Genomic DNA, 26839 nt, shown 5'->3' with positions numbered 1-26839 from the left:
GAACGGTACGGCGCGCGTGCCGGCATGCGCGGCCCGATGGCTGCATCGGTGCCGCACACGCATGCGGCCGAAGGGTCAGGGCGCACGCGATGACGCATCGGCGTGCATCACGCCCCGTCCGCGCGCACCGCGATGTCGCACGGCGACAGTGCTGCAGCGCACCACATCTGTGCCTCGATGCATTCCAACGAATCGCGCGCGGCGCGCCGCAAAGACGCGAGCGGCGGGCGGCGAGCGTTGTGCGGCGGGGCTTGCGGCGCGATTCGGGCCGACATGGCACGGCGCTTGCGTTAGGTGGTCCGGGCGAATCAACGGCGATTCGTCCGCAGCACAGATTACTGAACGCGCCCGGCAACGGGCTTCTTCATGGGCAACGGCGTCCTACGCATCGGGTCTCTCGACGAGACCGGGTGCGCAGGACGCCGTTTTTCGTTTGGCGGATGACATGACCGACAAAGCTACCCGTATCGATCTCTTCTCGTTCCGCACCGCGCCGATGCGCGCATTCCACATGACGTGGATGGCGTTCTTCGTGTGCTTCTTCGCATGGTTCGCATGCGCGCCGCTGATGCCGCTGATCGCGCGTGAATTCCACCTCACCGCGGCGCAGGTCGCGAACATCAACATCGCCGCGGTGGCCGCGACGATCGCCGTGCGGCTGCTGGTCGGCCCGCTGTGCGACCGCTTCGGCCCGCGTCGCGTGTACGCCGGGCTGCTCGTGCTCGGCGCGATTCCCGTGTTCGCGGTGTCGTTCACGCACGACTATCTGTGGTTCCTGATCTGCCGCCTGGGCATCGGCGCGATCGGCGCGGGCTTCGTGATCACGCAGTACCACACGTCGGTGATGTTCGCGCCGAACGTGGTCGGCACCGCGAACGCGACGACGGCCGGCTGGGGCAACGCCGGTGCGGGCGCGACGCAGGCGATGATGCCGCTGCTCGTCGCGGCCGGCCTGATCCTCGGCTTCGGTGACAGCGCGTCGTGGCGCATCGCGCTGATCGTGCCGGGCGTCGCGATGCTCGCGATGGCATGGGCGTACTGGCGCTTCACGCAGGACTGCCCGCAAGGCGACTTCGTCGCGCTGCGCAAGCAGGGCGTGACGGTCGACAGCGGCAAGAAGGGCGGCTGGGCGAGCTTCTTCGCGGCGTGCGGCAACTATCGCGTGTGGATGCTGTTCGTCACGTACGGCGCGTGCTTCGGCGTCGAGGTGTTCATCCACAACATCGCCGCGCTGTACTACGTCGACCACTTCCACCTGTCGCTGAAGGATGCCGGCTTCGCGGTCGGCCTGTTCGGGATGCTCGCGCTGTTCGCCCGCGCGCTCGGCGGCTGGCTGTCGGACAAGATCGCCACGCGCCGCAGCCTCGACGTGCGCGCGGCGCTGCTGTGCGCGCTGATCATCGGCGAAGGGCTCGGGCTGATCTGGTTCTCGCATGCGCAAGGCATCGGCATGGCGCTCGTCGCGATGCTGACCTTCGGCCTCTTCACGCACATGGCCTGCGGCGCGACCTATGCGCTCGTGCCGTTCATCGACCGCAAGGCGCTCGGCGGCGTCGCGGGGATCATCGGCGCGGGCGGCAACGTCGGCGCGGTGGCCGCGTCGTTCCTGCTGAAGGGCGTCGGCGACGTGCAGCACACGCTGAGCCTGCTCGGCCTTGCCGTCACCGCGACCGCATTGTGTGCGATGGCCGTGCGCTTCAGCGAAGAACACAAGGCACGCGAGGCCGAGCTGCGCGATCGCGCGCTGGCCACCGCCCAGGCCGCGAACTGATCGACCGAGGAAACGCCATCATGAAACTCATCGTCATCGGCCACGGGATGGTCGGCCACAAGCTCCTCGAATGCGTCGCGGCGCAAGCCGGCGCGGCGGATGCGCTGCAGGTCACGGTGCTCGGCGAGGAGCCGCGTCCGGCGTACGACCGCGTGCACCTGTCGGAATTCTTCGCGGGCAAGTCGGCGGACGACCTGTCGCTCGTCGAGCCCGGCTTCTTCGAAAGCCATCCGCAGTTCGACCTGCGCTTGAACGCGTGCGTCGCGTCGATCGACCGCGCCGCGCACACGGTCACGCTCGCATCGGGCGAGACGCTCGCGTACGACAAGCTGGTGCTCGCGACGGGCTCGCGTCCGTTCGTGCCGCCGGTGCCGGGCCGCGACCGCGCGGGCTGCTTCGTGTACCGGACGATCGAGGATCTCGAGGCGATGCAGGCGTGCGGCGCGCACGCGAAGCGTGGCGTGGTGATCGGCGGCGGGCTGCTCGGCCTCGAATGCGCGAAGGCGCTGCGCGACATGGGGCTCGAGACGCACGTCGTCGAATTCGCGCCGCGGCTGATGGCCGTGCAGGTCGACGACGGCGGCGGCCGCATGCTGCGCGCGAAGATCGAGGCGCTCGGCGTGACCGTGCATACGGGCAAGAACACGCTCGAGATCGTCGATGGCGACGAAGGGACGCACCGGATGGCGTTTGCCGACGGCTCGCATCTCGACACCGACATGATCGTGTTCTCGGCCGGCATCCGCGCGCGCGACGAACTGGCACGCGCGTGCGGTCTGGACATCGGCCCGCGCGGCGGCGTCGCGATCGACGACGCGTGCCGCACGAGCGACGCCGACATCTACGCGATCGGCGAATGCGCGGCCTGGAACGGGATGGTGTACGGCCTCGTCGCGCCGGGCTACGACATGGCGCGCGTGGTCGCGAAGCAGCTCGGCGGCGCCGCTGACGAAGCGGCCGCGTTCGCCGGCGCCGACATGAGCACGAAACTCAAGCTGATGGGCGTCGACGTTGCAAGCATTGGCGACGCGCACGGCACGACGGCCGGCAGCCGCACCTACCAGTACGCGGACGAGCGTCGCCAGGTCTACAAGAAGCTGGTGGTGTCGGATTGCGGCAAGTTCCTGCATGGCGCGGTGATGGTCGGCGACGCGGCCGAATACGGCACGCTGCTGCAGATGATGCTGAACCGGATCGAGCTGCCCGAATCGCCGGAATTCCTGATCCTGCCGTCGTCGGACGGCGCGGCGAAGCCCGCGATCGGCGTGGATGCGCTGCCGGAAGGCGCGCAGATCTGCTCGTGCAACAACGTGTCGAAGTCGCAGATCTGCGCGGCGGTGGCCGACGGCGCGACGAGCCTCGGCGCACTGAAGTCGTGCACGGGCGCGGGCACGTCGTGCGGCGGCTGCGTGCCGCTCGTCACGCAGATCATGAAGGCCGAGATGAAGAAGCAGGGCCTCGCGGTCAACAACCACCTGTGCGAGCACTTCCCGCATTCGCGCCAGGAGCTGTTCCACCTGATCCGCGTCGAGCGCATCACGACCTTCGACGAGCTGCTCGCGAAGCACGGTCGCGGCCTGGGCTGCGACGTGTGCAAGCCGGCCGTCGCGGGCATCCTCGCGTCGTGCTTCAACGAGTTCGTGCTGAAGAAGGAGCATGCGGGGCTGCAGGACTCGAACGACTACTACCTCGCGAACATCCAGCGCGACGGCACGTACTCGGTCGTGCCGCGCATGCCGGGCGGCGAGGTGACGCCGGAAGGGCTGATCGCGGTCGGCCAGGTCGCGCGCAAGTACGGCCTCTACACGAAGATCACGGGCGGCCAGCGCGTCGACCTGTTCGGCGCGCGCGTCGAGCAGTTGCCGTCGATCTGGGAAGAGCTGATCGCCGCCGGCTTCGAATCGGGCCATGCATACGGCAAGTCGGTGCGCACCGTGAAGTCGTGCGTCGGCTCGACGTGGTGCCGCTACGGCGTCGACGATTCGGTCGGCCTCGCGATCGACATCGAGAACCGCTACAAGGGCTTGCGCGCGCCGCACAAGATCAAGTTCGGCGTGTCGGGCTGCACGCGCGAGTGCGCGGAAGCGCAGGGCAAGGACATCGGGATCATCGCGACCGAGAAGGGCTGGAACCTGTACGTGTGCGGCAACGGCGGGATGAAGCCGCGCCACGCGGAACTGATCGCGTCCGACCTCGACCGTGCCACGCTGATCCGCTACATCGACCGCTTCCTGATGTTCTACGTGCGCACCGCCGACCGGCTGCAGCGCACCAGCGTGTGGCGCGACAACCTCGAAGGCGGGCTCGACTACCTGACCGACGTCGTCGTGCACGACAAGCTCGGCATCGCGGCCGAACTCGAGGCCGACATGCAGCACGTGGTCGACACCTACGAATGCGAATGGAAGAAGGCCGTCACCGATCCGGACACGCGCAAGCGCTTCCGCCACTTCGTGAACAGCGACGCGCCCGACGCGACCATCGCATTCGTCGAGACGCGCGGCCAGATCCGTCCGGCGACGCCCGACGAGCGCGTGGGCGGCAGGCCGGTCCGGATTCCCGTCGTCGCCGAAGCGGCCACGGAATCCGCCACCGAATCTGCAACCGAATCGGCAACCGTTTGACCCTGACCGACACCCGCGTCTTTTCCAAGGAGCCCATCATGAACGATCGTCTTCCCCTGTCCTGGACCCGTGTGTGCCCGCTCGACGACATCGTGCCGAACACCGGCGTGTGCGCGCTCGTCAACGGCGAGCAGGTCGCGGTGTTTCACGTCGCGCATGCTGAAGCCGGCGGCGTGTTCGCGATCGACAACGTCGACCCGGTGTCGCAGGCGGCCGTGATGTCGCGCGGGCTGATCGGCAGCCTCGGCGAGCGCGTCGTCGTCGCGTCGCCGCTGTACAAGCAGCATTTCGACCTGCGTACCGGCGAATGCCTGGAAGCGCCCGAGAAGTCGGTGAGCGCGTATCCGTCGCGGGTCGAGGACGGGTTCGTGTGGATTGCCGCCTGAGCGCGCCGGAGCACGCATGAGCGCCACCCCCGTCAAGAGCGTGTGCCCGTACTGCGGCGTCGGCTGCGGAATGGTGCTGCACGTCGAGGATGGCGAGGTCGTCAAGGTGTCCGGCGACTCCGAGCATCCGACCAACTTCGGGCGACTGTGCACGAAGGGCTCGTCCGCGCACGTCGCGTTGCGCCGCTCCGGGCGGCTCGATCGCGCGTTCGTGCGGCGCGCGCGGGAGGACGATCTCGTGCCGCTGCCGGCCCGCGACGCGATCGCCGAAACCGCGCGGCGGCTGCGCGCGGTGCTCGACGCGCACGGGCCCGATGCGCTGTCGTTCTACGTGTCGGGGCAGATGTCGATCGAGGCGCAATACCTCGTGAACAAGCTCGCGAAGGGCTTCGTCGGCACCAACAACATCGAGTCGAACTCGCGCCTGTGCATGGCGAGCGCGAGCACCGGCTACAAGCAGTCGCTCGGCGCGGACGGCCCGCCCGGGTCGTACCAGGACTTCGATCGCGCGAACCTGTTCTTCGTGATCGGCGCGAACATGGCCGACTGCCACCCGATCCTGTTCCTGCGGATGATGGATCGCGTGAAGGCCGGCGCGAAGCTGATCGTCGTCGATCCGCGCCGCACCGGCACCGCCGACAAGGCCGACCTGTTCCTGCAGATCCGGCCGGGCACCGATCTCGCGCTGACCAACGGGCTGCTGCACCTGCTGCACGCGAACGGCCGCACCGATGCCGCGTTCATCGACGCGTACACCGAAGGCTGGGACGCGATGCCCGCGTTCCTTGCCGACTACACGCCGGCGCGCGTCGCGGAGATCACGGGCCTTGCCGAAGCCGACATCCGCACGGCCGCGCAATGGATCGGCGATGCCCCGGAGTGGATGAGCTGCTGGACCATGGGGCTCAACCAGAGCACGCACGGCGTGTGGAACACCAACGCGATCTGCAACCTGCATCTCGCGACGGGCACGATCTGCCGCCCCGGCAGCGGGCCGTTCTCGCTGACGGGCCAGCCGAACGCGATGGGCGGGCGCGAGATGGGCTACATGGGCGCAGGCCTGCCGGGCCAGCGCTCGGTGCTGTCCGACGACGACCGGCGCTTCGTCGAGAACCTGTGGCGCGTGCCGGCCGGCACGCTGCGCAAGGAAACCGGCAACGGCACGGTCGACCTGTTCGAGCGGATGGCGGCCGGCGACATCAAGGCGTGCTGGATCGTCTGCACGAATCCGGTCGCGACCGTGCCGAACCGGCAGAACGTGATCGCGGGGCTGCAGGCCGCGGAGCTGGTGATCGCGCAGGACGCGTTCCTCGACACCGAGACCAACCGCTACGCGGACATCCTGCTGCCCGGCGCGCTGTGGGCCGAGGGCGACGGCGTGATGGTCAATTCCGAGCGCAACATGACGCTGATGCGCGCCGCGATTGCGCCGCCCGGCGACGCGCTGCCCGACTGGCGCATCGTCGCGGAGGTCGCGCGCGCGATGGGCTTCGGCGATGCGTTCGACTATGCGTCGGCGGCCGACGTGTTCGACGAGATCGTGCGCTTTTCGAATCCGGCGACCGGCTACGACCTGCGCGGCGCGAGCCATGCGGCGCTGCGCGACGGCCCGGTGCAATGGCCGGTCGCGCCGGGCACCGCGCGCGAGCGGCACCCGATCCGCTACCTGAACGACGGGGTGAGCCAGACGCGGCGCGCGGCCGACAGCGGGCACGACGCGCCGCGCATCGCGTTCCCGACGCCGTCGGGCAAGGCGCGCTTCTTCGCGCGGCCGCACGTCGCGCCGGCCGAACTGCCGGACGACACGTTCCCGATCGTGCTGAACACCGGGCGGCTGCAGCATCAATGGCACACGATGACGAAGACGGGCAAGGTCCCGATGCTGAACAAGCTCAATCCGCGCCCGTTCGTCGAACTGCATCCGGACGACGCGGGTGCACTCGGCATCGCGACGAAGGACAGCGTCGAGATCCGTTCGGCGCGCGGCCGCGCGGTGCTGCCGGCCGTCGTGACCGAGCGCGTGCAGCGTGGCAACTGCTTCGCGCCGATGCACTGGAACGACGTGTACGGCGACGACCTGTGCATCAACGCGGTGACGAACGATGCGATCGATCCGGAATCGCAGCAACCCGAACTGAAATACTGCGCGGTCGCGCTGACGCGCGTCGACACGGACGCGTTCGCGTCCGCCGACGACGACACGGCGCGGCCCGATGCCACCGCGGCCGATGCCGATGCGCGGCCCGCGCCGGCGACGGTGCAGATCACGGCTTCACAGGAATCCGAAATGGCAGACCTCGACACTTTCGCGGCGGCGCTCGGCGTGGCCGATCTCGCGCCGCCGCCGCTCACCGAGGCGGAGCGCCTGTACGTGGCCGGCCTCGTCAGCGGGCTGAAGGCGAGCGCCGGCCGGCGCGAAGGCGGCGTGCCGGTGCTGCCGGCCGGCGCGCCGCTCGCGCCGCCGGTGCGGTTCTGGCTCGACGGGATGCTCGCGGGGCTGTTCAGCCGCGCGCTGCCCGCGCACCCGGCGGAGGGCGCAGCGCCCGCGCTGCCGGGCGAGGCCGCCGCGCCCGGCGGCGTGCGGATCGTGCGCACGCGTCCGAAGGTCGTGCTGCTGTGGGCGTCGCAGACGGGCAACATCGAATCGCTGACCGAGGATTACGCGACGCAGCTGATGAACGCGGGTTTCGAGATCCGCACCGCGTGCATGTCCGACTATCCGGTCGCGTCGCTGGCCGGCGCGCAATACGTGCTGCTGATGACGAGCACGTTCGGCGACGGCGATGCGCCCGACAACGGCAGCGAGTTCTGGGATGCGCTGCAGGCTGACGGCACCGCGCGCCTCGATGGCGTGCACTTCGCGGTGCTTGCGTTCGGCGATCGCAACTACGACCAGTTCTGCGGCCACGGCCGCCGGCTCGATGCACGGCTCGCGGAGCTGGGTGCGGTGCGCTTGTGCGCACGCGTCGATTGCGACGTCGAGTTCCAGCGCGATGCGGACCAGTGGCTCGAACGCGTGGTCGCCCGGATCAAGGACGCGGATGCGGCGCTGCACGCGGTGCCGTCCGCCGGATTGAGCGCGTCGGGGCTGCTGCCGACCAAGGCGCGTCCGGCGCCGTCGAAGCTCGTCGCGAACCTGCGGCTCAACCGGCCGGGCGCAGCCAAGGACACGCGCTACGTGTCGCTGTCGACCGAAGGCGCGAACCTCGAATATGAAGCCGGCGACGCGCTCGGCGTGTGGCCGACCAACTGCCCCGAGCTGGTCGACGAGTTGCTGTCGGTCACCGCGCTGAAGGCCGACGCGCCGGTGTCGATCGACGGCGTCGGCGACATGCGCCTGGGCGACGCGCTGGCGCGCCACTTCGACATCACGCGCCCGCACCCCGACACGCTCGCGTTCATCGCGTCGCGCAGCGCGAACGGCGCGCTGAAGGCGCTGCTCGGCGACGATCGCAAGGCCGACCTGAAGCAATGGTTGTGGGGGCAACAGTTGGCGGACGTGCTGCACGAGTTTCCGGTCGAGCTGTCGGGTGCCGAGCTGGTCGCGATGCTGAAGCGGCTGCAGCCGCGCCTGTATTCGATCGCGTCGAGCCCGAGCGCGCACCCGGGCGAGATCCACCTGACGGTGTCGGCCGTGCGCTATCACAACGGCCGGCGCGCGCGCAAAGGCGTCGCGTCGACGTTTCTCGCCGATCGCGCGGACGACGGGCGCGTGCCGGTGTTCGTGCAGAAGTCCGCGCATTTCCGGCCGCCGGTGAACGGCGACGTGCCGGTCGTGATGGTTGGCCCCGGCACGGGCGTCGCGCCGTTCCGCGGCTTCCTGCACGAGCGGCAGGCGCGCGGCGCGCGCGGACGCAACTGGCTGTTCTTCGGCGAGCAGCATGCGCAGACCGACTTCTACTACGGCGACGAGCTCGAAGCGATGCGCGACAGCGGCTTCCTGACGCGGCTCGATCTCGCGTTCTCGCGCGACCAGGCCGACAAGATCTACGTGCAGGACCGGATGCGCGAGCAGGGCGCCGAGCTGTACAAGTGGCTGGAGGAGGGCGCGCACTTCTACGTGTGCGGCGACGCCGCGCGCATGGCGAAGGATGTCGATACCGCGCTGAAGGCGGTCGTGGCCGAGCACGGCGGGATGTCGGACGAAGCCGCGAACGATTACGTCGCGCGGCTCGCGAAGGCGCGGCGCTACATGCGGGACGTGTATTGAGCGTATGAGCGGCGGGCTGCCGTATGGTGCCCGCCGTTGTCTAGCCTTATGAGCGGCGCGCTGCCATCCGGCGCCCGGCGTTGTGCGGGCCGTTATTGCTGCCGGTCCCATGCGTGCGCCTGTTCGGCGCGCACGAACGCTTCCGACGACTTCGGCAGCAGGTTGCGGAACGCGCCGCCGTCGCGTTCGATCACGTCGACCATCAGCGCGATCATTTCCTCCGGATCGTGCTGCTCGAGCGGGAAGGTGAGCCGCTCGGGCGTCACGGTGTGGACGGCCGGATCGTGCCAGCGCCGCGGCGTCTCCATCATCCGGTCGTTGAAGCCCGTGCTGTACGGGCCCGGGTTCACGACCGCGACGCGGATGCCGTGCGGCGCCAGCTCCGCGTGCATCGCCTCGGCGACCGATTCGACCGCGTGCTTCGACGCGCAATAGGCGCCCGTGAACGGCCCGGTGATCAGCCCGGCGATCGACGACACGAACACGATCTTGCCGTGCCCGCGCGCGACCATCCCGCGAGCGATGCGCTGCGTGAGTTCGAGCGGCCCGAACACGTTGACGTCGAACAGCTCGCGCACGATCTCGAGCGGCAGGTCGACCAGCGCGCCGGCTTCGCCGACGCCCGCGTTGTTCACGAGCACGTCGAAGTCGAGGTCGGCCGCGTGGGCGCGATCGTAGGCCGACGTGACGTCGAGCTTCACCGCGCGCAACGCGGTGCCGCGCTGCGCGGCGGCGTCCGTCAGCGCGTCGATCTCGACAGTCGTGCGGACACCGGCCGTGACCGCGTGACCGTGTTGCGCGAGCCGCAGCGCGACTTCGCGGCCGAAGCCGGTGCCCGCGCCGGTGATGAGGATGCGTTTCTGTGCCATGTGCTTACCTCGAGGTGGGAAAGGTTGCTTGAAAGTGATCGCGGCAGTGCCGGGCGATCGCGTCGTCTTGCTCGACGCTGCCGCCCGATATGCCGATCGCGCCGACGCAGCGGCCGTTGCCGTCGACGAGCGGTTCACCGCCGCCGAACGTGATGAGCCCGCCGTGGCTGTGCTCGATCCCGCGCAGCGGGCCGTCGCCGGACATCGTGCCGAGCGCGCCGGTCGACGCGCGAAAGCGGATCGCCGTTAGCGCCTTGCGTTGCGCCAGGTCGATCGCGCCGAGAAAGCAGTCGTCGGTGCGGATGAACGCGAGCAGGTTCGCGCCGGCGTCGACGATCGCGATGGAGACGCCGGCGACCTGCAGCGACGCGGCTTGCGCGAGCGCGGCTTCGAGCGTGTGCCGGACGGCTGCCAGCGGCAGTGCGGGGCGATACGGATTCATTCGATGCTCCGTTGGGGGGAACGACAGGGGCAGTGTAGGCAGTTCCGGTATATGGGAGAATCGGCATTCCGCTCGTAGGAGTTTCAAGTTTTTTTAATGATGAGCAGACGCGATCCGATGGCCGGGCTGCACGTGTTCATGAGTGTCGCGACGGCCGGCAACTTCACGCGCGCGGCCGCCGCGCTGGGTCTGACGCCCGCCGCCGTCAGCCTCGCGATCGGGCAGCTCGAGGGCGAGCTGAACGTGAAGCTGTTCAACCGCAGCACGCGCGGCGTGAGCCTGACGGAAGCCGGTCAGCATTACCTGCAGCAGACGGAGCCCGCTTACCGGCAGGTCATGCAGGCGCGCGACGCGCTGAAGGAGGTGCGTAGCGAGCCGGGCGGGCTGTTGCGCGTCACGGCGCTGCCGCTGGCACGTTCGCTCGTGATCACACCGGTTCTTGCCGCGTTCCGCGCGCGCTACCCGAAGGTCCGGCTCGAGATCCGCTACGAGAACGAGCTGGTCGATATCGCGAAGGACGGCTTCGACGCGGGGATTCGTCTTGCCGACCGGCTGCAGCCGGGCATGATCGGCGTGCGGATCGCGCCCGCGCTGACGTGCGCGCTGGTCGCATCGCCTGGCTACCTGGCGCGGCACGGCATGCCCGCGTCGATCGCGGAGCTGGAGCGGCATGCGTGCATCCGGTTCCGCTTCTCGGAGAGCGGGCGCCTGCACAAGTGGCTGCTGCATGACGGTCGCCGCGACGTCGATCTCGATCCCGAAGGCGTGTACGTGACCAACGATGCGGATGCGGTGATCGATGCCGCGCGGGAAGGCGTCGGCATCGCGTTCGCGTTCATGCGCGAGCGCGTCGAGCCGGACCTGCGCGACGGCACGCTCGTCGAGGTGCTGCCGGGCGCGTGCCGGACGCTGCCGCCGATGTGGCTCTATTACGTGAATCGCAAGCACGTGCCGGCGAAGCTGCGTGCGTTCATCGACGTGCTGCGCGAGCGGGCCGGAACCGGTGAGGGCCTGCCCTGCAGCGATGCGCCGGACGGCGCATGATGGCGGCTTCACTCACGCAGCCCAGGAGTCGCGTCATGACGGCACGCCGGAATTTCCCGCTTCGAACCCTCGTGATTACCGCATCGCTGGCCGCCGCCGCACTGGGCTGCGCGCCGGCCGCTGCCCAGACGTCGACCGTGCCGACGAGCACGGCTGCCGCGACGCCCGACAACGCGGTGCTGCTGACGGTCTTTCTCAAGCACGACCAGTCGCGCCCGCTCGCCGAGCTGAACGCGCAACTCGCGAAGCAGGGGTTCTACAAGGCGTTTCCTCCGCCGGGCGTCGAGGTGGTGAGCTGGACCGTGGCGATGGGGATCGGGCAGATCGTCGTGTTGCGGTTGCCAGCGTCGCGCGTGCGGGAGGTCAATCGCGTGCTCGAGGACACGGCGTGGGGCGCTTACCGCACCGAGTTCTACCCGACCTACGACTACAAGGCGATCGGGCTGGCGGAGCATGAGCGGGCGAAATGACAACGCGCCACGATCTGTCCCCTTTTGCTGAACCCGCGCGGGCTCGCGGTTTTTGCTCGTTCGGGCGGGGCGGCCGGGAGAATTCTTCCCGAATCCGCGATTCGTCAGTCAACCGACGAAAAATCCCCGGCGGTTCCCGGTATGATGCGCACCGTGCGCATGATTTGATGCGCCATTGATGCACCTGCCGCGCCCCAACCGCCCGGTGCGAGACCGAAAGATTCTGTAATATAAATTCCGTATACTCGCCAGTTCTGATTCAGGCGCCCGTGCTTTGGACCTAAGCCGGCCGCCCTCGCACAACAACCAAGATTCGTCGCCGCCCGGCCGTCCCGCGCCGCGACAAGCTATGCACCGCCACTGAACAATCTATGTCTTCCCGCCACTCTGGTCCGCCCGGCCGCGCCGCGGCGGCGATCGCCCGTGTGTCGACGCTGATCCGCAACGAGCGCGTGCTGTCGCCGCTGCTCGCGCTCGGCATCGGCCTGCTGCTGATCGTGGTTTTCCAGCACCTGTCCGAATCCGTCGACTACCGGTCGGTGATCCGCCAGCTGCGCCACATGTCCGTCGGCGAATGGGGCGCGTCGCTCGCCGCGACGGCGCTCAGCTATCTCGCGCTCGTCGCCCGCGATGCGGTCGGCCTGCGCTACGTCGCCGCGAAGGTGCCGCGCGCCGCGCTGTGGATCGGCTCGATCGCCGGCTCCGCGCTCGGCAACGCGACCGGCTTCGGCGCGCTCACGGGCGGCGCCGTACGCGCGCGCGTGTACGGCGTGTCGGGCGTCACGCCCGCGCAGATCGGCCGGATGACGGTATTCACGAGCGGCACGCTCGCGCTCGCGCTGGTGCTGATGACGGCGGTCGGCATGGTCTGCGTGCCGCAGACGCTCGCCGCGATGCTGCATGTCGCGCCGGGCGTGCTCATGTGGAGCGGCGCCGCGCTGCTCGTGGTGCTGGCCGTCGTGGTCGCGCTGTGCGGCAAGACCGCGCGTCCGGTCGTCACGCGCTTCAAATGGCTCGCGTTCGACGTGCCGGCACGGCGTGACCTCGTCGCGCAGGTCGTCTACGCGGTGCTCGACGTCGTGGCCGCCGGCCTGACGCTGTGGGTGTTGCTGCCGGTCGCGCCGGTCGGCTTCCCGACCTTCATCACGGTCTACGCGGCCGCGCTGCTGCTCGGGATGATCGGTCATACGCCGGGCGGGATCGGCGTATTCGAAGCCGCGATGGTGTTCACGCTGGGCCGCGAGGTGCCCGCGCACGCGATGGTCGCCGCGCTGATCGCCTATCGCGCGATCTACTTCGGCGTGCCGCTGGTGCTGTCGGCCGGCCTGCTGGCCGGCTTCGAGGGCCGCGCGCTGCGGGGCCGGCTCGTGTCGCGGCAGGCCGCGCGCGTGTCGCAACTGGCGCCGCTGTTCCTGAGCCTCGTGACCTTCGCGGTCGGCGGGATGCTGGTGATCTCGAGCGCGACGCCCGCGTTCTGGCACCGGATCGCGATCCTGCGCAACATCGTGCCGCTGTGGGTGCTCGAAGGCTCGCAGGTGATCTGCAGCGTGCTGGGCGTCGCGTTGCTGTTCGTCGCGCGCGGGCTGCTGCGCCGGCTGGACGGCGCGTGGTGGATGACCTTCGCGCTGACGCTCGCGAGCCTCGCGCTGTCGCTGGCGAAGGGCCTCGCGTTCGTCGAGGCCGGCGTGCTCGGCACGCTGCTGGTGCTGCTGCTCGTCAGCCGCCGCCGCTTCAGCCGGCATTCGTCGCTGCTCGCCGAGCGCTTCACGGTGAGCTGGTTCGTGTCGGTGACGATGGTGCTGATCCTCGCGGTGTGGGTGCTGTGCTTCGCGTTCCGCGATGTGCCGTACACGCGCGATCTGTGGTCGCATTTCTCGTTCGACGCACGCGCGCCGCGCGCGCTGCGCGCCACGCTCGCGGCCGGCGTGTTCGTCGCGCTGTTCGCGCTGTGGCAGCTGCTGCGCCCCGCACCGGGCCGTTTCGTGAAGCCGGTCGCGCAGGACCTGCTCGACGCCGAGCAGATCATCCGCGCGCAGGAATGCAGCGATGCGGGCCTCGCGTTGATGGGCGACAAGTCGTTCCTGTTCTCCGAATCGCGCCGCGCGTTCCTGATGTACGCGAAAAACGGCCGCACGTGGGCCGCGCTGCACGATCCGGTCGGCCCGCGCGAGGAATGGCCGGCGCTGATCAGCAAGTTCATTGCGCTGGCGCACGCGCACAGCGGCCGCGCGGCGTTCTACCAGGTGCGCGCGAACGCGCTGCCGCTGTACCTCGACGCGGGGCTCACGCTGATGAAGCTCGGGGAGGAAGCGCACATCGCGCTCGACCGGTTCGATCTGAAGGGCTCGAATCGTTCGCACCTGCGCTACGCGCTGCGCCGCGGCGACAAGGACGCGCTGAGTGTCGAGGTGATCGCGCCGTGCGACGTGCCGGCCGCGCTGCCGGCGCTGCGCGACATCTCGGACGGCTGGCTCGACAGCCGCGACGCGCGCGAGAAGAGCTTCTCGGTGGCCGCGTTCCACGACGGCTATCTCGCGACGCAGTCCGTGATGCTGGTGCGCCAGGCCGACAAGCCGATCGCGTTCGTCACGTTCATGACGACCGACCTCAACACCGAGGCGACGGTCGGCGTGATGCGTCACCTGCCGGAAGCGTCGCCGTATGCGATGGAGTATCTGTTTACGCAGCTCGCGCTGCATCTGAAGGAAGCGGGGTTCCGCAAGCTGAGCCTGGGTATCGCGCCGTTCTCGGGGATGGGGGCGGCGAAGATGCCGTCGCCGTGGCACCGGTTCGGGCTGATGGTCTGGCGCTTCGGCGGCCGCTTCTACAACTTCCGTGGCTTGCGCGCATTCAAGAGCAAGTTCGAGCCGCACTGGGAGCCGCGCTATCTCGCGGCCTCGGGCTCGGTCGGCGTGTTCGTCACGCTCGCGGATCTGTCCCTGCTGGCTGGAGGTCGGCGCTCATGATGTTGAAGAAGGGTATCGCGCAGGCGGCAGTCGCCTGCGCGGGAATGATGCTGGCCGGCGCCGCGCTCGCGGCGCAGCCGGCGGCGACGAAACCGGAAACCGTGTCGGGCGGCCGCTATGGCCCCGTGACCGTGACGAAGCCGAGCGGTCCGCTGCGCGGCTTCGTCGTGCTGTTCTCGCGTGAGCGCGGCTGGGGTGCCGCCGATCAGCAGGCGGCCGACGCGCTCGCGAAAGCGGGCGCGATGACGGTCGGCGTGGATTCGGCGCGCTATGCGGCGAACCTCGCCGCGAAGCAGGAAACCTGTCACCACCTCGACGGCGACGCCGAGGCGGTCAGCCACCAGCTCGAACGCCTCGCGCAATCGGCGCGTTACTACACGCCGATCGTCGCGGGCGTGGGCCAGGGCGGCGCGATCGCGAAGCAGATCCTGGCGATGGCGCCGGAGAACACGATCGCCGGCGTCGTGTCGGTCCAGCCGGCGGCGAAGCTCGATGCGCGCTTCAAGCCGTGCCCGCCCGATCCGACGATCGTGCGCCGCGCGATGCCGGGCTTCGTCGAAACGGCCGCGGCCGGCGACACCGCGAAGCTCGTGTCGCTCGTCACGTCGCACCTGCACGACACGAGCAGCAACGACGAGCTCGACGTGTCGGACCTGCCGCTCGTCGAGCTGCCGGCCAAGGGCGGCAGCGACCGCCTCGCGATCGTGATCTCGGGCGACGGCGGCTGGCGTGATCTCGACAAGACGATCGCCGAGGCGCTGCAGCGCGACGGCGTGTCGGTGGTCGGCATCGACAGCCTGCGCTACTTCTGGAGCGAGAAGCCGCCCGCACAGGTGAGCCGCGACCTGGCGCGCGTGATGCGCACGTACATGGCGCGCTGGCATGCGAACCGCGTGGCGCTGGTCGGCTACTCGTTCGGCGCGGACGTGATGCCGTTCGCGTACAACCGGCTGCCGGCCGACCTGCGCGACAAGGTCGCGGTGATGTCGCTGCTCGGTTTCGCGCCGGCGGCGGATTTCCAGATCCGCGTGACGGGCTGGCTCGGGATGCCGGCGAGCGACAAGGCGATGAAGGTTGCACCGGAAATCGCGAAGGTGCCGCCGTCGCTCGTGCAGTGCTTCTACGGCGCGGAAGAGCAGGACACGATGTGCCCGGCGCTCGCGAATACCGGCGCAGACGTGATCAAGACGGGCGGCGACCACCACTTCGGCCACGACTATATCGCGCTCGAGAAGAAGATCCTCGGCGCGTTCGGCAAGCCGGTGGCGGCGCGCTGAACGCCGGCGCCTGCTTCGCGGCGGGCGCGGCGCTTGCGGTTCATCGAACGGGCGGCCTGCATGGCTGCCCGTTTTTACTTTTCCGTTTCCGCTAGCGTCGCGGCGTCCTGCCGCGGTGTCGCCGTTCTCGCGTCGCGCTGATAGAAGCCGGGAAACCGGTCGAGCTGCCGCCGCGCGGCCGCGAGATCGGCATCGGCACCCAGCACCGCGCTCGAAAACCCGGTGCGCTCCATCAGCAGCAATTGATCGATCAGCACGTCGCCCGTCGCGCGCAGGTCGCCGGCGAAGCCGAAGCGCTTGCGCAGCAGGTACGCCTGGCTGTACGCGCGGCCGTCGGTGAAGGACGGGAAATGCAGGTCGATGCGCGTGGCCTGCGCGATCCGTGCGGCGAGCGGCGGCAGTTCCTCGTCGTTGCCGATCGTCAGGGTAGCGGTGTCGGACGCGTTTGCATCGTCGGCGTGTTCGGCCGGCGTCAGCAGCCGGATGCGCGGGTTCGTGCCGGCGGGTTCGTCGGTCGGGTTCATGCATGCTCCGCGTGGTGACGTGCGTCGTTCGCCGCGGCCTTGAAGGGCTCGGCGCCGATGCGGCGCACCGTGTCGATGAATCGCTCGCAGCGTCCGTCGGCGTCGAGCCGCGCGTCGAGATACACGTTGACGAGCGCATCCACGACATCGACGATCTCGTCCGCCGAGAACGACGGTCCGATCACCTTGCCCGGCCGGGCGGCGCCGCTTGCGCTCGAACCGTCCGAGCCGCCGAGCGTCACCTGGTACCACTCCGCGCCGTCCTTGTCGACGCCGAGGATGCCGATGTGCCCGCTGTGATGGTGGCCGCACGAGTTGATGCAGCCGCTGATGTGCAGGTCGATGTCGCCAACGTCGTGCAGCATGTCGAGATCCTGGAACCGTTCGGCGATCGCGTCGGCGATCGGGATCGAGCGCGCGTTCGCGAGCGCGCAGAAGTCGCCGCCGGGGCACGCGATCATGTCGGTCAGGAGTCCGACGTTCGCGCTGGCCAGGCCGATCGCGCGCGCGTGTTCCCACAGCAGGAACAGATCGTCGACGTGCACCCACGGCAGCACCACGTTCTGCGCATGCGTGACGCGCGCCTCGCCGGCCGAGAAGCGGTCGGCGAGCTCGGCGAGCGCGTCGAGCTGCTCGGGCGACGCGTCGCCGGGCGCCTGCAGGCGGCGCTTGAACGACAGCGTGACGATGCGCAGCGCGCGGTCGCGGTGCGCGGCGACATTGCGCGCGAGCCAGCGCGCGAAGGCCGGATGGCGATTGGCGTGCGCGGTCATGCGCGCTTCGGCGGCGTCGAGGTCGAGCGTGCGCGACGTCAGCCGCGGCGGGACGAACGATGCCGCGATGCGGTCGAACTCGGCCTGCGCGATCGTGTGCGGGCCGCCGTCATGCTCGACGATCTGGCGGAACTCTTCCTCGACGTCGTCGATATAGCGCTGCCCCTCGCTCTTCACGAGGATCTTGATGCGCGCCTTGTACTTGTTGTCGCGCCGCCCGTAGCGGTTGTACACGCGGACGATCGCCTCGATGTAGTTCATCACGTGCTGCCACGGCAGGAACGCGCGCAGCAGCGTCGCAATCAGCGGCGTGCGGCCCATGCCGCCGCCGACGCTCACGCGAAACCCGAGTTCGCCGGCGTCGTTGCGCACGAGCTTCAACCCGACGTCGTGCCAGTCCGTCGCCGCACGATCTTCGGCGGCGCCGGTGATCGCGATCTTGAACTTGCGCGGCAGGAACGCGAATTCCGGATGCAGCGTCGTCCACTGGCGCATCGCCTCGGCGAACGGACGCGGATCGGCGATCTCGTCCGGCGCGACGCCCGCGCGTTCGTCGCACGAAATGTTGCGGATGCAATTGCCGCTCGTCTGGATCCCGTGCATGTCGACGGTCGCGAGCAGGTCCATCACGTCGGCCGCCTTCGCGAGCGGAATCCAGTTGAACTGGACGTTGGTGCGGGTCGTGAAGTGCGCGTTGCCGGTCGGCAGGCGCAGCGTGCCGAGCAACGCCTGCGCGTCGCACGCGGCGCGATAGGTGGCGTCGTCGGGCACGTCGTAGTCGCGTGCGATCCGCGCGAGCACGCGAAGCTGCGCGCTCGACAGTTCGCCGTACGGCACGGCGACGCGCAGCATCGGCGCATGGCGCTGCACGTACCAGCCGTTCTGCAGGCGCAACGGCCGGAACGCGTCCTCGCTCAGCGTGCCGTGCTGCCAGCGCTCGAGCTGGTCGCGGAACTGGGCGGCGCGGCTGTGCACGAGCGCCCGGTCGAAATCGGTATATCGGTACATGACGTGATACGCGAGATGAGCGGCAACGCAGGGCGCCGCTCGGGAGGGGACGTTGCGACGGGTGTCGGGCAACCGGAGACAGCGTAGGGAACGCGAGGCGGCGGGACAAGCAGCAGATCGGGACGAAAAGGGCGCAGCAGATCGATGCCGCGCCGGCGAACGCCGGGCATGCGCGGTGCACGCCCGGATGAGATTCAGGCTTGCGCGGGTGCGTCGACGACCAACGACGGATCGAGTGCGCGGATGCGCTGGTCGATGAAGTAGCCGCCGCCCTCCTGGTAGCGCAGATACAGCCGGCCACACGACACGCAGCGGCTGACGTTGCAGCGGTTGTACGGGAAGTGGCGCGGCGCGATCGGCGCGTCGTCGGACGCGTAGCGCGTGCCGGCCGGATGGTATTCGTCGTAGGTCGGCTCGGGCTCGTCGGGCGGCGCGAGCGTCGCCATTTCGGCGAGTTGCGTGTCCTGCAGCGACAGCGGCAGGCTCGTCCAGCCGGCCAGCGACGTCTTCGTGCAGATGCACGGCTGCGTGACGCCGGCGGCTTCGGCCGCGAGCTTCAGCAGCGCGGCGGGATCGAGGTAGGGCAATGCGCTCATCAGATGGGACTCGTGTGAAGGAGCGAAGGGGTTCGCAATGTAACCCGGTTGCGCGACGGCTGCACGGCGGCGGTGTGCTGCGCCGTGCGTGGGCTTACCCGGCCTTGCGTACCGCCGGCTCGGCGACCAGCTCGCCGAGCACGCGGATCGCGCGTTCGATGTCGCGGCTCCACGGATGGCCGAAGTTCACGCGCACGCAGCGCTCGAAGCCGTGCGCGGCCGAGAACAGCGGCCCCGGCGCGAAGCTGATGCCGCGCGCGATCGCCTGGCGATGCAGTTCCATCGCGTCGATCGCGTCGGGAAACGACAGCCACAGAAAATATCCGCCGTCCGGCCGCACCCATTCCACGTCGGGCGGCAGCCAGCGCCGCAGCGCGTCGTCCATGTGGGCGAGCTGTGTCTGCAGCGCACCGCGCAGCTTGCGCAGGTGACGATCGTAGCCGCCATGCTCCAGATAGTTCGCGATGCCGGCCTGCGCGGGAATGCTCGCCGACAGCGTGGTCATCAGCTTGAGCCGCTGCACCTTTTCCGCGAAACGGCCGGCGGCGGCCCAGCCGATCCGGTAGCCGGGCGCGAGCGTCTTCGAGAACGAACTGCAATGCATCACGAGGCCGTTCCGGTCGTAGGCGCGCGCGGGTAGCGGGTAGTCGGCGCCAAAATGCAGCTCGCCGTACACGTCGTCCTCGATCAGCGGCACCTCGCGCGCGGCCAGCATCTCCACGAGCGCGCGCTTCTTGTCGGCCGACAGCGTGACGCCGGTCGGATTCTGGAAATTGGTCATGAACCAGCACGCGCGGATGTCGTGTCGCTCCAGCGCGTTCGCGAGCGCATCGAGATCGAGGCCCGTGCGCGGATCGACGGGAATCTCGACCGCACGCAGGTCGAGCCGCTCGATCGCCTGCAGCGCCGCATAGAAGCCGGGGGACTCGACCGCGACGATGTCGCCCGGCCGAGTGACGGCCATCAGGCACAGGTTCAGCGCTTCCAGCGCGCCGTTCGTGACGACGATCTCGTCGACGGGTTGCGCGATGCCGGTGGCCAGATAGCGTCGCGCGATCTGCTGGCGCAGCGCCTCGTTGCCGGGCGGCAGATCGACGACCGTGCTCCACGGGCTGACGAGCCGCGTCGCCTGCGCGAGCGACTTCGCGAGGCGCTGCAGCGGAAACAGCTGCGGCGACGGAAATGCGGAGCCGAGCGGCACGATGCCGGGCTGCGTCGCGGCGTCGAGCACCGAGAACACGAGATCGCTGATGTCGACCTTGCGCGTCGCGCCGGCGCGGCTCGCGCGGCGTTTCGCGGGCGCGTTCGCTGCGGGGCTCGCGCCCGGCGCGACGTAATAACCGGAGCGCTCGCGTGCGCGGATCAACCCCCACTGTTCGAGCAGGTAGTACGCGCGAAACACCGTCGACTGGCTCACGCCATGTTGCGCGATGATCTGCCGCAGCGACGGCAGGCGCGTGCCGACCGCGAGGTTGCCGTTGCGGATTTCGTCGGCGATCGTGTGAGCGAGGGTTTCGTAGCGTTTCATCGGTGCGGACGGGAGCACGTGGCCGCCGTGCGCGAGGTGGGTGCGACGCCGCGCCGGCGGGGGGAGGTCATTGTCCGACGGGCGCTCCGAAAAGGAAAGCGCGACGGCGGCTGCCGGCCGTGCTTGCGTGGCGCTTCCTGTGCTTCGTCAACTCAGGCCGCGTTCGGTTGTGTCGGGTGCGGGCGTGCCGATGATCACGACGACGTGGGCGATGCGATCAACATACTCGCGCGAGGACATCCGCATCGGGTGCACGCCGACCGCACCGAATGCGTGCGCCGTGCATGCCGTATGCCGCCCTCGTTGCAACTGCAACCGCCCGCCGTCGTGTAACGACTTTCTCCTGATCATTCTTCATTCGCCGATACGGGATCGTTTGCGTGCGACGACACGCAATCGAACGCATGCATACAGGTCGTTCCTGCATGGGCGGGCACGATCTGCGTGCGGCTTGTTCCAATTGCGCGGCGATATTTTTTATGGTCTTGTTGCACGATCGCGCATCGACTCGAAAAAAGGAAAGTCGAATGCATACGGGGAATTCGGACGGGGACCGATTGATCAGTCGAATCGGCGCGCGCCGGCGTGCGCGCCGTGCCGTGTGCCGGTTGCTTGTCGTCTTGACGCTCGGCCTGCCGGCCCTGCCTGCGTGTGCCGCTTCTCCCGAAACCGTCGGCGACAACGTGCTGCGTGTGCTCGCGTGGCCCGGCTATGCGGACAGCGATGTCGTCAATGCATTTGAGACGCACTTTCATGTACGCGTCGAAGTGACGTTCGTCGATTCCGACGAAGCGTTGTGGACGCGGATGCACAGCGCATCGCCGCCGCCGTACGACGTGCTCGCGGCCAACACGGCCGAGATCCAGCGCTACGCGCACGACGACCTGCTCACGCCGATCGACCTGTCGCAGATCCCGAACCGCCGGCGGCAACTGCCGAATTTCCAGCAGCTCGCGACGATCGGCGGGCTCGTGCGCAACGGCTCGACCTACGCGATTCCGTTCACGTATTCGTCGATGGGGCTGATCTACGATCGCAAGCAGGTGCCGGCCCCGCCGCGCTCGATGCTCGAGCTCTGGAACCCGCGCTACCGCGGCAAGGTGCTCGACTTCAACAGCGCGCAGCATAATTTTTCGTTCACCGCGCTCGCGCTCGGCTATGCCGATCCGTTTCACCTGTCGCCCGCGCAAACGCTCGCCGTCGCGCACAAGCTGATCGACTTGCGACGCAACCTGCTCACGTATTACACGCTCCCCGAAGAAGCGACCGCGCTGTTCATCCGGCATCGCGCGGCGCTGATGTTCGGCAACTACGGCACGCAGCAGGTCGAGCAGCTGCGGCGCGCCGGCGCGGATGTGGGCTACGTGATTCCGGACGAAGGCGCGCTCGCGTGGCTCGACTGCTGGGGCGTCACGCGCGGCGCCGAGCATCGCGAGCTCGCGTTCGCATGGATCAATTACATGCTCGAACCGGTGATCGGCGCGCTGCTGACCGAGCGTCAGGGGCTCGCGAATACGCTCGCGCCGCCACCCGGTCTGCAGACCGGCCACCAGCACCTCGTGTGGCTCCAGCCGGTCGAGGACATCGCGCGGCGCGAGTCGTTGTGGAGCCGCATCGTGTCGGGCGACCGGCCGGCGTCGTTCGAAAAATGATCAGGCTCGGGCTCACGTCGAAGCTGTCGGTGCTGTTCGCATGCATCGGCGTGATCGCGTCCGGCACCACCGGCTACTATACGTACCGCGCGAACCGGACGATGCTCGTGCAGGAAGCGCAGCACAGCCTGCTGATGTCGACGCACTTGCTCGGACAGCGCTTCACGACCGCGCTGTCCGACGTGGCCGACGATGCACTCGTGCTCGCGCAATTGCCGTCGTCGGCGTTCGTTGCCGGCGGCGACAGCGCCGATCGCGCGCCGCGCACGCGGCTCGAGCAGGTGTATCGCAGCTTCATGAGGAATCACCCCGAGTATCTGCAGATTCGGTTGATCGCACGCGGCGACTACGGGCTCGAACGAATCCGTGTCGATCGCGACGCGCGCGGCATCGTGGTGCTGCCGGAGAATGCATTCCAGGAGAAGGGGCAGTTTTCCTACGTGATCGATACGCTCGCGACGGCGCCCGGTCATATCTACCTGTCGCCGATCGAAATCAATCACGAGACCGGCTCGCATGCGGCCGAAGGGTTGCCGATCCTGCGCGTGGGCACGCCGGTCGTCGACACGGCCGGCCAGGTCGTCGGCGCGCTGGTCGTCGACATCGAACTGTCGCGCGTGTTCGACCGGCTCGAGCGCGATCTGCCGCAAGACTACGCGGTGTATCTCGCGAACGAGTGGGGCGATTTCATCGTGCATCCCGATCCGTCGCAGACGTTCGGCTTCGATCGCGGGCGGCGCGTGCTGATGCAGGACAGCTTTCCCGCCACGCGGCTCCTGTTCGTCGGCGCGCGCACGAACGTGACGCTCGACGGTCTCACGCAGCCCGACGATGCGCCGGGCCAGATGTTCGCGTTCGTGCGCACGCCGTTCGGCAACAGCGAGGGCAACCGCTTCGTCGTGCTCGGCATGGCGCGTCCGCTCACGGACGTGCTGGCGCCGGCCGCGATTCTCGGCGAACGGATCATCCGGATGGTGCTGTTGCTGAGCGTGGCGGCGGTGATTCTCGCGATCCTGTTCGCGCGCGCGATCACGCGGCCGTTGCAGATGCTCGCGCGTGCGGCCACCCACGTATTCGACGATCCGGCCGCCGAACGGCTGCCCGTTGCACGGGCCGACGAGATCGGCGTGCTGGCGCGCTGTTTCGACAGCATGCGTGTCGAGATCCGCACGCAGGTCGCGATGCTGCGCGCGAAGCAGCTGGAGCTCACACACCTCGCCGGTCACGATCCGCTGACTGGTCTGCCGAACCGCCTGTTGTTCATGGAGCATCTCGATGCCGCGATCCGGCATGCGGCCGCGGTGGGCGAGGGGCTGGCGGTGATGTTCGTCGATCTCGATCGCTTCAAGCAGATCAACGACCAGCATGGACACGCTGCCGGCGATCGCACGCTCGTCGCGGTCGCGAAACGGCTGAGCCAGGTGCTGCGTAGCGGCGACATGGCCGCGCGGCTCGGCGGCGACGAATTCATCGTGCTGCTGTCGGACGTGCGAGCGCCGGCTGTGATCGGCGATATCGCGTCGCGGATCCAGATCGTGATGGCCGAGGAACTGGAGTTCGGCGACCGGCACCTGGCCGTGGGTGCGAGCATCGGCGTCAGCGAATATCCGGCCGACGGCGCGTCCGCCGAGGAACTGCTGGTGAAGGCCGACGCGGCGATGTATGCGGCGAAGGCGTCCGCGCAGTGCGCGTGCGTGCGTTATCAGGAACTGCTGGGTGGCGGTGTCGGTGGCGTCGATGCAGATGCGGCCGGCCGCATGGCGGCGGGTGGCAGCCGCTGACGGCAGGCCGGCCGTTGGGGCGGCACAAACGCGACGAGCCCGTCGCGGGACGGGCTCGTTGTAGCTTGCGCGGACTGCGCGCGATGCGCGCAGCGGCGGGCTTAGTGGCCGAAGTAGACCGAGTCGCGCGCGTTCTGCGGCTTGACTACCGGTGCGCCACCCTGGACGACCGGGGCCGCTTGCGCGCCGTAGCCGCTCCCGTCGGCGGCGCGAACACGTGCTTCGGCTGCCAGGAGGTCGTTCGGGTAGTGCGGGCTCGCCTGGCTCGGCTTGTAGCCGGCCTTTTCGAGCTGGACGAGTTCGTTGCGCACTTGTGCGCGGGTGACGGTGCTTTGAGCGAATGCGCCGAACGAAGCGGACAGGGCGACAGCGGCAACGACTGCGGAAACGAGCGATTTCATGATGACCTCCGATGTTCTCTACTGACTTCGCTGTCGACACAATGTCTTAAGCGATTGATTACATCGTAGGCTTCGGAGGATGGACGGTAAACGCGGGTTGTAGCGAAAGATCCTTGCGGGCGCGGCAATAATCACGAGGGAAATTCGTTCCGTCCCCATTGTGTGTTGCGGGGATTGCAAAGGGGGCGGCGCACGGGAGGAGAAAGTATGCCACGCAGGCGCGAACGGCCGCGGCGTGGCGCCAGAAGAGGGGCAGGATGGAGGCGTTGCCGAATCAGACGCCGTCGTCGTCGATTTCCTTGCGCTCGCGGCGTTCCTCGTTGCCGCGACGCGCGCGCAGGCGCTGGCGCGACAGGACCGCGATCACCTGCTGGGTCGGCGCGCCCGACGGCAGTTCGTTTCGGATGCGATCGGGCACCATCGGCAGGCCCGCGCGCTGTCGGCGCAGTGCCTTCGCGATTGCCCGGCGGCATTCGTCCCCGTGGCAATCCCATTCATCGCGGATTCTCTGGCAATAACGGCATTGTTCCATCCGGACAGTCTAACGCGTCTTGCGGATCGCGGCAGAGGGCGGGAGCGTGCGGCGACTGGACTAGCGGGTGCGAGGCGGGCGAGCGCATCGGATCGGGTGCCGAGGAGCACGCTTTGCCGCGCCGGCGCGAGCCAGGGCGACCGCGTTCGACACGATCCGAGGCCGACTCTTGCCCGAGCGCGGCGCGGCGCATCGGTCGTGAGCGCGGAACCGCGCGCCGTCGAAGATCCTCAGCCTGCTTCGAACTAATTCATGATGCGTCACCTTATCATGTGAAAAATACATGACCCGAAACAAGGAGGCGCGATGACGCTCGCGCAATTGCAGGCCCTGGCGGCCGTGGTCGAACTCGGCTCGCTCACGGCCGCGGCCGATCGGCTCAGTCGCAGCCAGTCGGCGATCAGCCACGCGTTGACCGAGCTGGAGGACCTCACCGAGGTCAAGCTGCTGTTGCGCGATCGCCAGCCGGTCGTCCTGACCGCCGCCGGCGAACGTCTGTGGCCATACGTGCAGAACGTCGTCCGGGAAGCGCAGGCGCTGCGCCAGCAGTTCGGCCTCGCGCGCGGCAAGCTCGAAGGGCGGCTGGTCGTCGCGTCGCTGCCGAGCGTATCGCTCGCGTTCGTCGTCCGCGCGCTCGAGGCGTTGAAAGCGGCGCACGAGGGCGTGACGGCGGTGCTGCTCGAAGGCACGGACGCGGAAGTCGAAGGGTGGCTCGAGGACGGCACCGCCGACATCGGCGTGGTCGCCGGCACGAAAACCTTCGCGCACAATCTGCCGCTGCTCGACGAGGATTTCGTCGCGGTGGCGGCGGACGGCATGTTCGACGGCCGCAAGCGCGTGTCGGCGAAGCTGTTGTCCGCGATGCCGTTCATTTTCTCGAAGGCGGGGTGCGGGCCGGTCATCGCCGATTATTTCGCTCGCAACGGTGCGTCGCTTCGCGCGGCGTTCAACGTGGTCGAGATGCGGACCATCCTGTCGATGGCCGAGGCGGGAATGGGCGTGTCGATCGTCCCGCGCATCACGCTCACCTATACACGGTTCGGCGGCCGGGTGCTGGAGCTGTCGCCGAGGCTGCAACGCAGCGTGCGGCTATCGTGGAACGCGACCGGCAATGCGGTCGCCGACGCATTCGTGAAGCTGGTCGACGCGCAACGCGCGAAGGTGGGAAAGGCGCTTCAGGCGCGGACGAAAAAGGGCGGCTAGCGCATCGGCGGGCAACGACGCGATGAAGCGCGCTCATGGGCGGCTTGCAATTTATTCATGCCGGCAGCCATCGACATGCAATACATTGCTGGACACCCGCCCTGACTTCATTGCGTCGAAGGAGACCACTGTGCCGGCCTTGCCCACCCTGATTGCTTTCGGACTCGTGTCGCTCGGCATGGTCCTGACGCCCGGCCCGAACATGATCTACCTGATTTCCCGTTCGATCTGCCAGGGGCGCCGCGCGGGGCTGGTGTCGCTCGGCGGCGTGGCGCTCGGGTTCGTGTTCTACATGTTCTGCGCGGCATTCGGCATCACCGCGCTGGTGCTGACCGTGCCGTACGCGTATGACGCGTTGCGTTTCGCAGGCGCGCTGTACCTCGCGTATCTCGCGTGGCAGGCGCTCAAGCCGGGCGGCCGCTCGGCGTTTCAGGTCCGGCAATTGCCGCACGACAGCGACGCGAGGCTCTTCACGATGGGCTTCGTCACCAACCTCGCGAACCCGAAGATCGCGGTGATGTATCTGTCGCTGCTGCCGCAGTTCATTTCGCCGGGGCACGGCAGTGTGCTCGTGCAATCGCTGGCACTGGGCTGCGTGCAGATCGCGGTCAGCGTCTGCGTCAACGCGCTGATCGCGAGCATGGCCGGCTCGATCGCGGGGTTTCTTGCCGATCGGCCGGCCTGGGCACGGGGGCAGCGCTGGTTGATGGGGACCGTGCTGGCGGGGCTGGCCGTGCGCATCGCGCTCGAGTCGCGAAGCTAGATCGCGGAGCGGCTTGCGG

20 protein-coding genes are annotated in these 26839 nt (G+C 68.7%); 12 read left to right on the top strand and 8 right to left on the bottom strand.

Annotated features, from left to right (window positions below; genetic code table 11):
- Positions 1-445: 445 nt before the first annotated feature.
- Genes ACP26O_RS16785 through ACP26O_RS16770 form a run of 4 tightly spaced genes read left to right on the top strand, consistent with a single transcriptional unit; the run spans position 446 to position 8991 of the window.
- Positions 446-1771 carry an MFS transporter gene (locus tag ACP26O_RS16785; protein ID WP_175663726.1) on the top strand — a complete coding sequence of 442 codons (1326 nt, stop codon included), beginning with the start codon at positions 446-448 and terminating at the stop codon, positions 1769-1771.
- Positions 1772-1791: 20 nt separating this feature from the next.
- Positions 1792-4395 (top strand): nitrite reductase large subunit NirB, encoded by a 2604-nt coding sequence (gene nirB / locus ACP26O_RS16780; protein ID WP_175663727.1) that lies wholly within the window; start codon positions 1792-1794, stop codon positions 4393-4395.
- A gap of 38 nt (positions 4396-4433) precedes the next feature.
- Positions 4434-4781 carry a nitrite reductase small subunit NirD gene (gene nirD, locus ACP26O_RS16775; protein ID WP_006761456.1) on the top strand — a complete coding sequence of 116 codons (348 nt, stop codon included), beginning with the start codon at positions 4434-4436 and terminating at the stop codon, positions 4779-4781.
- 16 nt (positions 4782-4797) lie between these two features.
- Complete coding sequence (locus ACP26O_RS16770; protein ID WP_175663728.1) at positions 4798-8991, top strand: bifunctional nitrate reductase/sulfite reductase flavoprotein subunit alpha; 4194 nt, start codon at positions 4798-4800, stop codon at positions 8989-8991.
- 92 nt (positions 8992-9083) lie between these two features.
- Here ACP26O_RS16770 and ACP26O_RS16765 read toward each other — a convergent pair whose 3' ends face one another.
- Positions 9084-9860: an SDR family oxidoreductase gene (locus ACP26O_RS16765; RefSeq protein WP_175663729.1), complete on the bottom strand. Its 777-nt coding sequence runs from the start codon at positions 9858-9860 to the stop codon at positions 9084-9086.
- Between the two features lie 4 nt (positions 9861-9864).
- The gene (locus ACP26O_RS16760; RefSeq protein WP_175663730.1) at positions 9865-10302 is read right to left on the bottom strand and encodes a GlcG/HbpS family heme-binding protein; all 438 of its coding nucleotides are present in this window, start codon (positions 10300-10302) and stop codon (positions 9865-9867) included.
- 99 nt (positions 10303-10401) lie between these two features.
- Between ACP26O_RS16760 and ACP26O_RS16755 the strand changes: the two genes are divergently transcribed.
- The 4 genes from ACP26O_RS16755 to ACP26O_RS16740 all read left to right on the top strand — a co-directional run bounded on the left by ACP26O_RS16755 (position 10402) and on the right by ACP26O_RS16740 (position 16059).
- Complete coding sequence (locus ACP26O_RS16755; protein ID WP_175659744.1) at positions 10402-11346, top strand: LysR family transcriptional regulator; 945 nt, start codon at positions 10402-10404, stop codon at positions 11344-11346.
- Positions 11347-11381: 35 nt separating this feature from the next.
- Positions 11382-11816: a hypothetical protein gene (locus ACP26O_RS16750; protein ID WP_175663731.1), complete on the top strand. Its 435-nt coding sequence runs from the start codon at positions 11382-11384 to the stop codon at positions 11814-11816.
- Between the two features lie 371 nt (positions 11817-12187).
- On the top strand, positions 12188-14782 hold the full coding sequence (mprF, locus tag ACP26O_RS16745; RefSeq protein WP_175663732.1) for a bifunctional lysylphosphatidylglycerol flippase/synthetase MprF: 2595 nt from the start codon (positions 12188-12190) through the stop codon (positions 14780-14782).
- Positions 14779-16059: a virulence factor family protein gene (locus ACP26O_RS16740; protein WP_175663733.1), complete on the top strand. Its 1281-nt coding sequence runs from the start codon at positions 14779-14781 to the stop codon at positions 16057-16059. The genes mprF and ACP26O_RS16740 overlap by 4 nt, the downstream gene beginning before the upstream one ends.
- A 74-nt stretch (positions 16060-16133) precedes the next feature.
- Here ACP26O_RS16740 and ACP26O_RS16735 read toward each other — a convergent pair whose 3' ends face one another.
- From ACP26O_RS16735 to ACP26O_RS16720, 4 genes are all read right to left on the bottom strand, one after another.
- On the bottom strand, positions 16134-16583 hold the full coding sequence (locus ACP26O_RS16735; RefSeq protein ID WP_175663734.1) for a DUF934 domain-containing protein: 450 nt from the start codon (positions 16581-16583) through the stop codon (positions 16134-16136).
- Positions 16580-18364 (bottom strand): nitrite/sulfite reductase, encoded by a 1785-nt coding sequence (locus ACP26O_RS16730; RefSeq protein WP_175663735.1) that lies wholly within the window; start codon positions 18362-18364, stop codon positions 16580-16582. The genes ACP26O_RS16735 and ACP26O_RS16730 overlap by 4 nt, the downstream gene beginning before the upstream one ends.
- A 194-nt stretch (positions 18365-18558) precedes the next feature.
- Positions 18559-18960: a hypothetical protein gene (locus ACP26O_RS16725; RefSeq protein WP_175663736.1), complete on the bottom strand. Its 402-nt coding sequence runs from the start codon at positions 18958-18960 to the stop codon at positions 18559-18561.
- A gap of 94 nt (positions 18961-19054) precedes the next feature.
- Entirely contained in the window at positions 19055-20488 is a 1434-nt protein-coding gene (locus ACP26O_RS16720) for a PLP-dependent aminotransferase family protein (protein ID WP_175663737.1), read from the bottom strand.
- Between the two features lie 527 nt (positions 20489-21015).
- On the opposite strand from ACP26O_RS16720, the gene ACP26O_RS16715 reads away from it, so the two are divergent.
- Both ACP26O_RS16715 and ACP26O_RS16710 read left to right on the top strand, forming a co-directional pair.
- Positions 21016-22140 (top strand): extracellular solute-binding protein, encoded by a 1125-nt coding sequence (locus tag ACP26O_RS16715; RefSeq protein WP_175663738.1) that lies wholly within the window; start codon positions 21016-21018, stop codon positions 22138-22140.
- Positions 22137-23921, top strand: coding sequence for a sensor domain-containing diguanylate cyclase (locus ACP26O_RS16710; RefSeq protein WP_175663739.1), 1785 nt, complete (start codon positions 22137-22139; stop codon positions 23919-23921). The genes ACP26O_RS16715 and ACP26O_RS16710 overlap by 4 nt, the downstream gene beginning before the upstream one ends.
- 101 nt (positions 23922-24022) lie before the next feature.
- Here the strand turns inward: ACP26O_RS16710 and ACP26O_RS16705 are convergent, their stop codons facing one another.
- Both ACP26O_RS16705 and ACP26O_RS16700 read right to left on the bottom strand, forming a co-directional pair.
- Positions 24023-24322 carry a DUF4148 domain-containing protein gene (locus tag ACP26O_RS16705; RefSeq protein WP_175663740.1) on the bottom strand — a complete coding sequence of 100 codons (300 nt, stop codon included), beginning with the start codon at positions 24320-24322 and terminating at the stop codon, positions 24023-24025.
- Positions 24323-24596: 274 nt separating this feature from the next.
- Positions 24597-24854 carry a hypothetical protein gene (locus ACP26O_RS16700; protein WP_006478949.1) on the bottom strand — a complete coding sequence of 86 codons (258 nt, stop codon included), beginning with the start codon at positions 24852-24854 and terminating at the stop codon, positions 24597-24599.
- A gap of 306 nt (positions 24855-25160) precedes the next feature.
- Between ACP26O_RS16700 and ACP26O_RS16695 the strand changes: the two genes are divergently transcribed.
- Positions 25161-26057, top strand: coding sequence for a LysR family transcriptional regulator (locus ACP26O_RS16695; RefSeq protein WP_175663741.1), 897 nt, complete (start codon positions 25161-25163; stop codon positions 26055-26057).
- A 130-nt stretch (positions 26058-26187) separates the two neighbouring features.
- A complete protein-coding gene (locus ACP26O_RS16690; protein WP_175663742.1) occupies positions 26188-26820 on the top strand; it encodes a LysE family translocator in 633 nt (210 codons plus the stop codon).
- The last annotated feature ends 19 nt before the right edge of the window (positions 26821-26839 follow it).

This window comes from Burkholderia sp. R-40 (genome assembly GCF_049942845.1).
In the GTDB taxonomy this organism is placed as follows: domain Bacteria; phylum Pseudomonadota; class Gammaproteobacteria; order Burkholderiales; family Burkholderiaceae; genus Burkholderia; species Burkholderia ambifaria.
Note: the sequence above shows the minus strand (reverse complement) of the source record. Positions and strands in the feature narration are given on the sequence as shown.

Bases quoted from the DNA above. Each gene is read 5' to 3' on its own strand.
- ACP26O_RS16785 (WP_175663726.1), top strand. From the start codon at position 446: ATGACCGACAAAGCTACCCGTATCGATCTCTTCTCGTTCCGCACCGCG.
- nirB (WP_175663727.1), top strand. From the start codon at position 1,792: ATGAAACTCATCGTCATCGGCCACGGGATGGTCGGCCACAAGCTCCTC.
- nirD (WP_006761456.1), top strand. From the start codon at position 4,434: ATGAACGATCGTCTTCCCCTGTCCTGGACCCGTGTGTGCCCGCTCGAC.
- ACP26O_RS16770 (WP_175663728.1), top strand. From the start codon at position 4,798: ATGAGCGCCACCCCCGTCAAGAGCGTGTGCCCGTACTGCGGCGTCGGC.
- ACP26O_RS16765 (WP_175663729.1), bottom strand. From the start codon at position 9,860: ATGGCACAGAAACGCATCCTCATCACCGGCGCGGGCACCGGCTTCGGC.
- ACP26O_RS16760 (WP_175663730.1), bottom strand. From the start codon at position 10,302: ATGAATCCGTATCGCCCCGCACTGCCGCTGGCAGCCGTCCGGCACACG.
- ACP26O_RS16755 (WP_175659744.1), top strand. From the start codon at position 10,402: ATGAGCAGACGCGATCCGATGGCCGGGCTGCACGTGTTCATGAGTGTC.
- ACP26O_RS16750 (WP_175663731.1), top strand. From the start codon at position 11,382: ATGACGGCACGCCGGAATTTCCCGCTTCGAACCCTCGTGATTACCGCA.
- mprF (WP_175663732.1), top strand. From the start codon at position 12,188: ATGTCTTCCCGCCACTCTGGTCCGCCCGGCCGCGCCGCGGCGGCGATC.
- ACP26O_RS16740 (WP_175663733.1), top strand. From the start codon at position 14,779: ATGATGTTGAAGAAGGGTATCGCGCAGGCGGCAGTCGCCTGCGCGGGA.
- ACP26O_RS16735 (WP_175663734.1), bottom strand. From the start codon at position 16,583: ATGAACCCGACCGACGAACCCGCCGGCACGAACCCGCGCATCCGGCTG.
- ACP26O_RS16730 (WP_175663735.1), bottom strand. From the start codon at position 18,364: ATGTACCGATATACCGATTTCGACCGGGCGCTCGTGCACAGCCGCGCC.
- ACP26O_RS16725 (WP_175663736.1), bottom strand. From the start codon at position 18,960: ATGAGCGCATTGCCCTACCTCGATCCCGCCGCGCTGCTGAAGCTCGCG.
- ACP26O_RS16720 (WP_175663737.1), bottom strand. From the start codon at position 20,488: ATGAAACGCTACGAAACCCTCGCTCACACGATCGCCGACGAAATCCGC.
- ACP26O_RS16715 (WP_175663738.1), top strand. From the start codon at position 21,016: ATGCATACGGGGAATTCGGACGGGGACCGATTGATCAGTCGAATCGGC.
- ACP26O_RS16710 (WP_175663739.1), top strand. From the start codon at position 22,137: ATGATCAGGCTCGGGCTCACGTCGAAGCTGTCGGTGCTGTTCGCATGC.
- ACP26O_RS16705 (WP_175663740.1), bottom strand. From the start codon at position 24,322: ATGAAATCGCTCGTTTCCGCAGTCGTTGCCGCTGTCGCCCTGTCCGCT.
- ACP26O_RS16700 (WP_006478949.1), bottom strand. From the start codon at position 24,854: ATGGAACAATGCCGTTATTGCCAGAGAATCCGCGATGAATGGGATTGC.
- ACP26O_RS16695 (WP_175663741.1), top strand. From the start codon at position 25,161: ATGACGCTCGCGCAATTGCAGGCCCTGGCGGCCGTGGTCGAACTCGGC.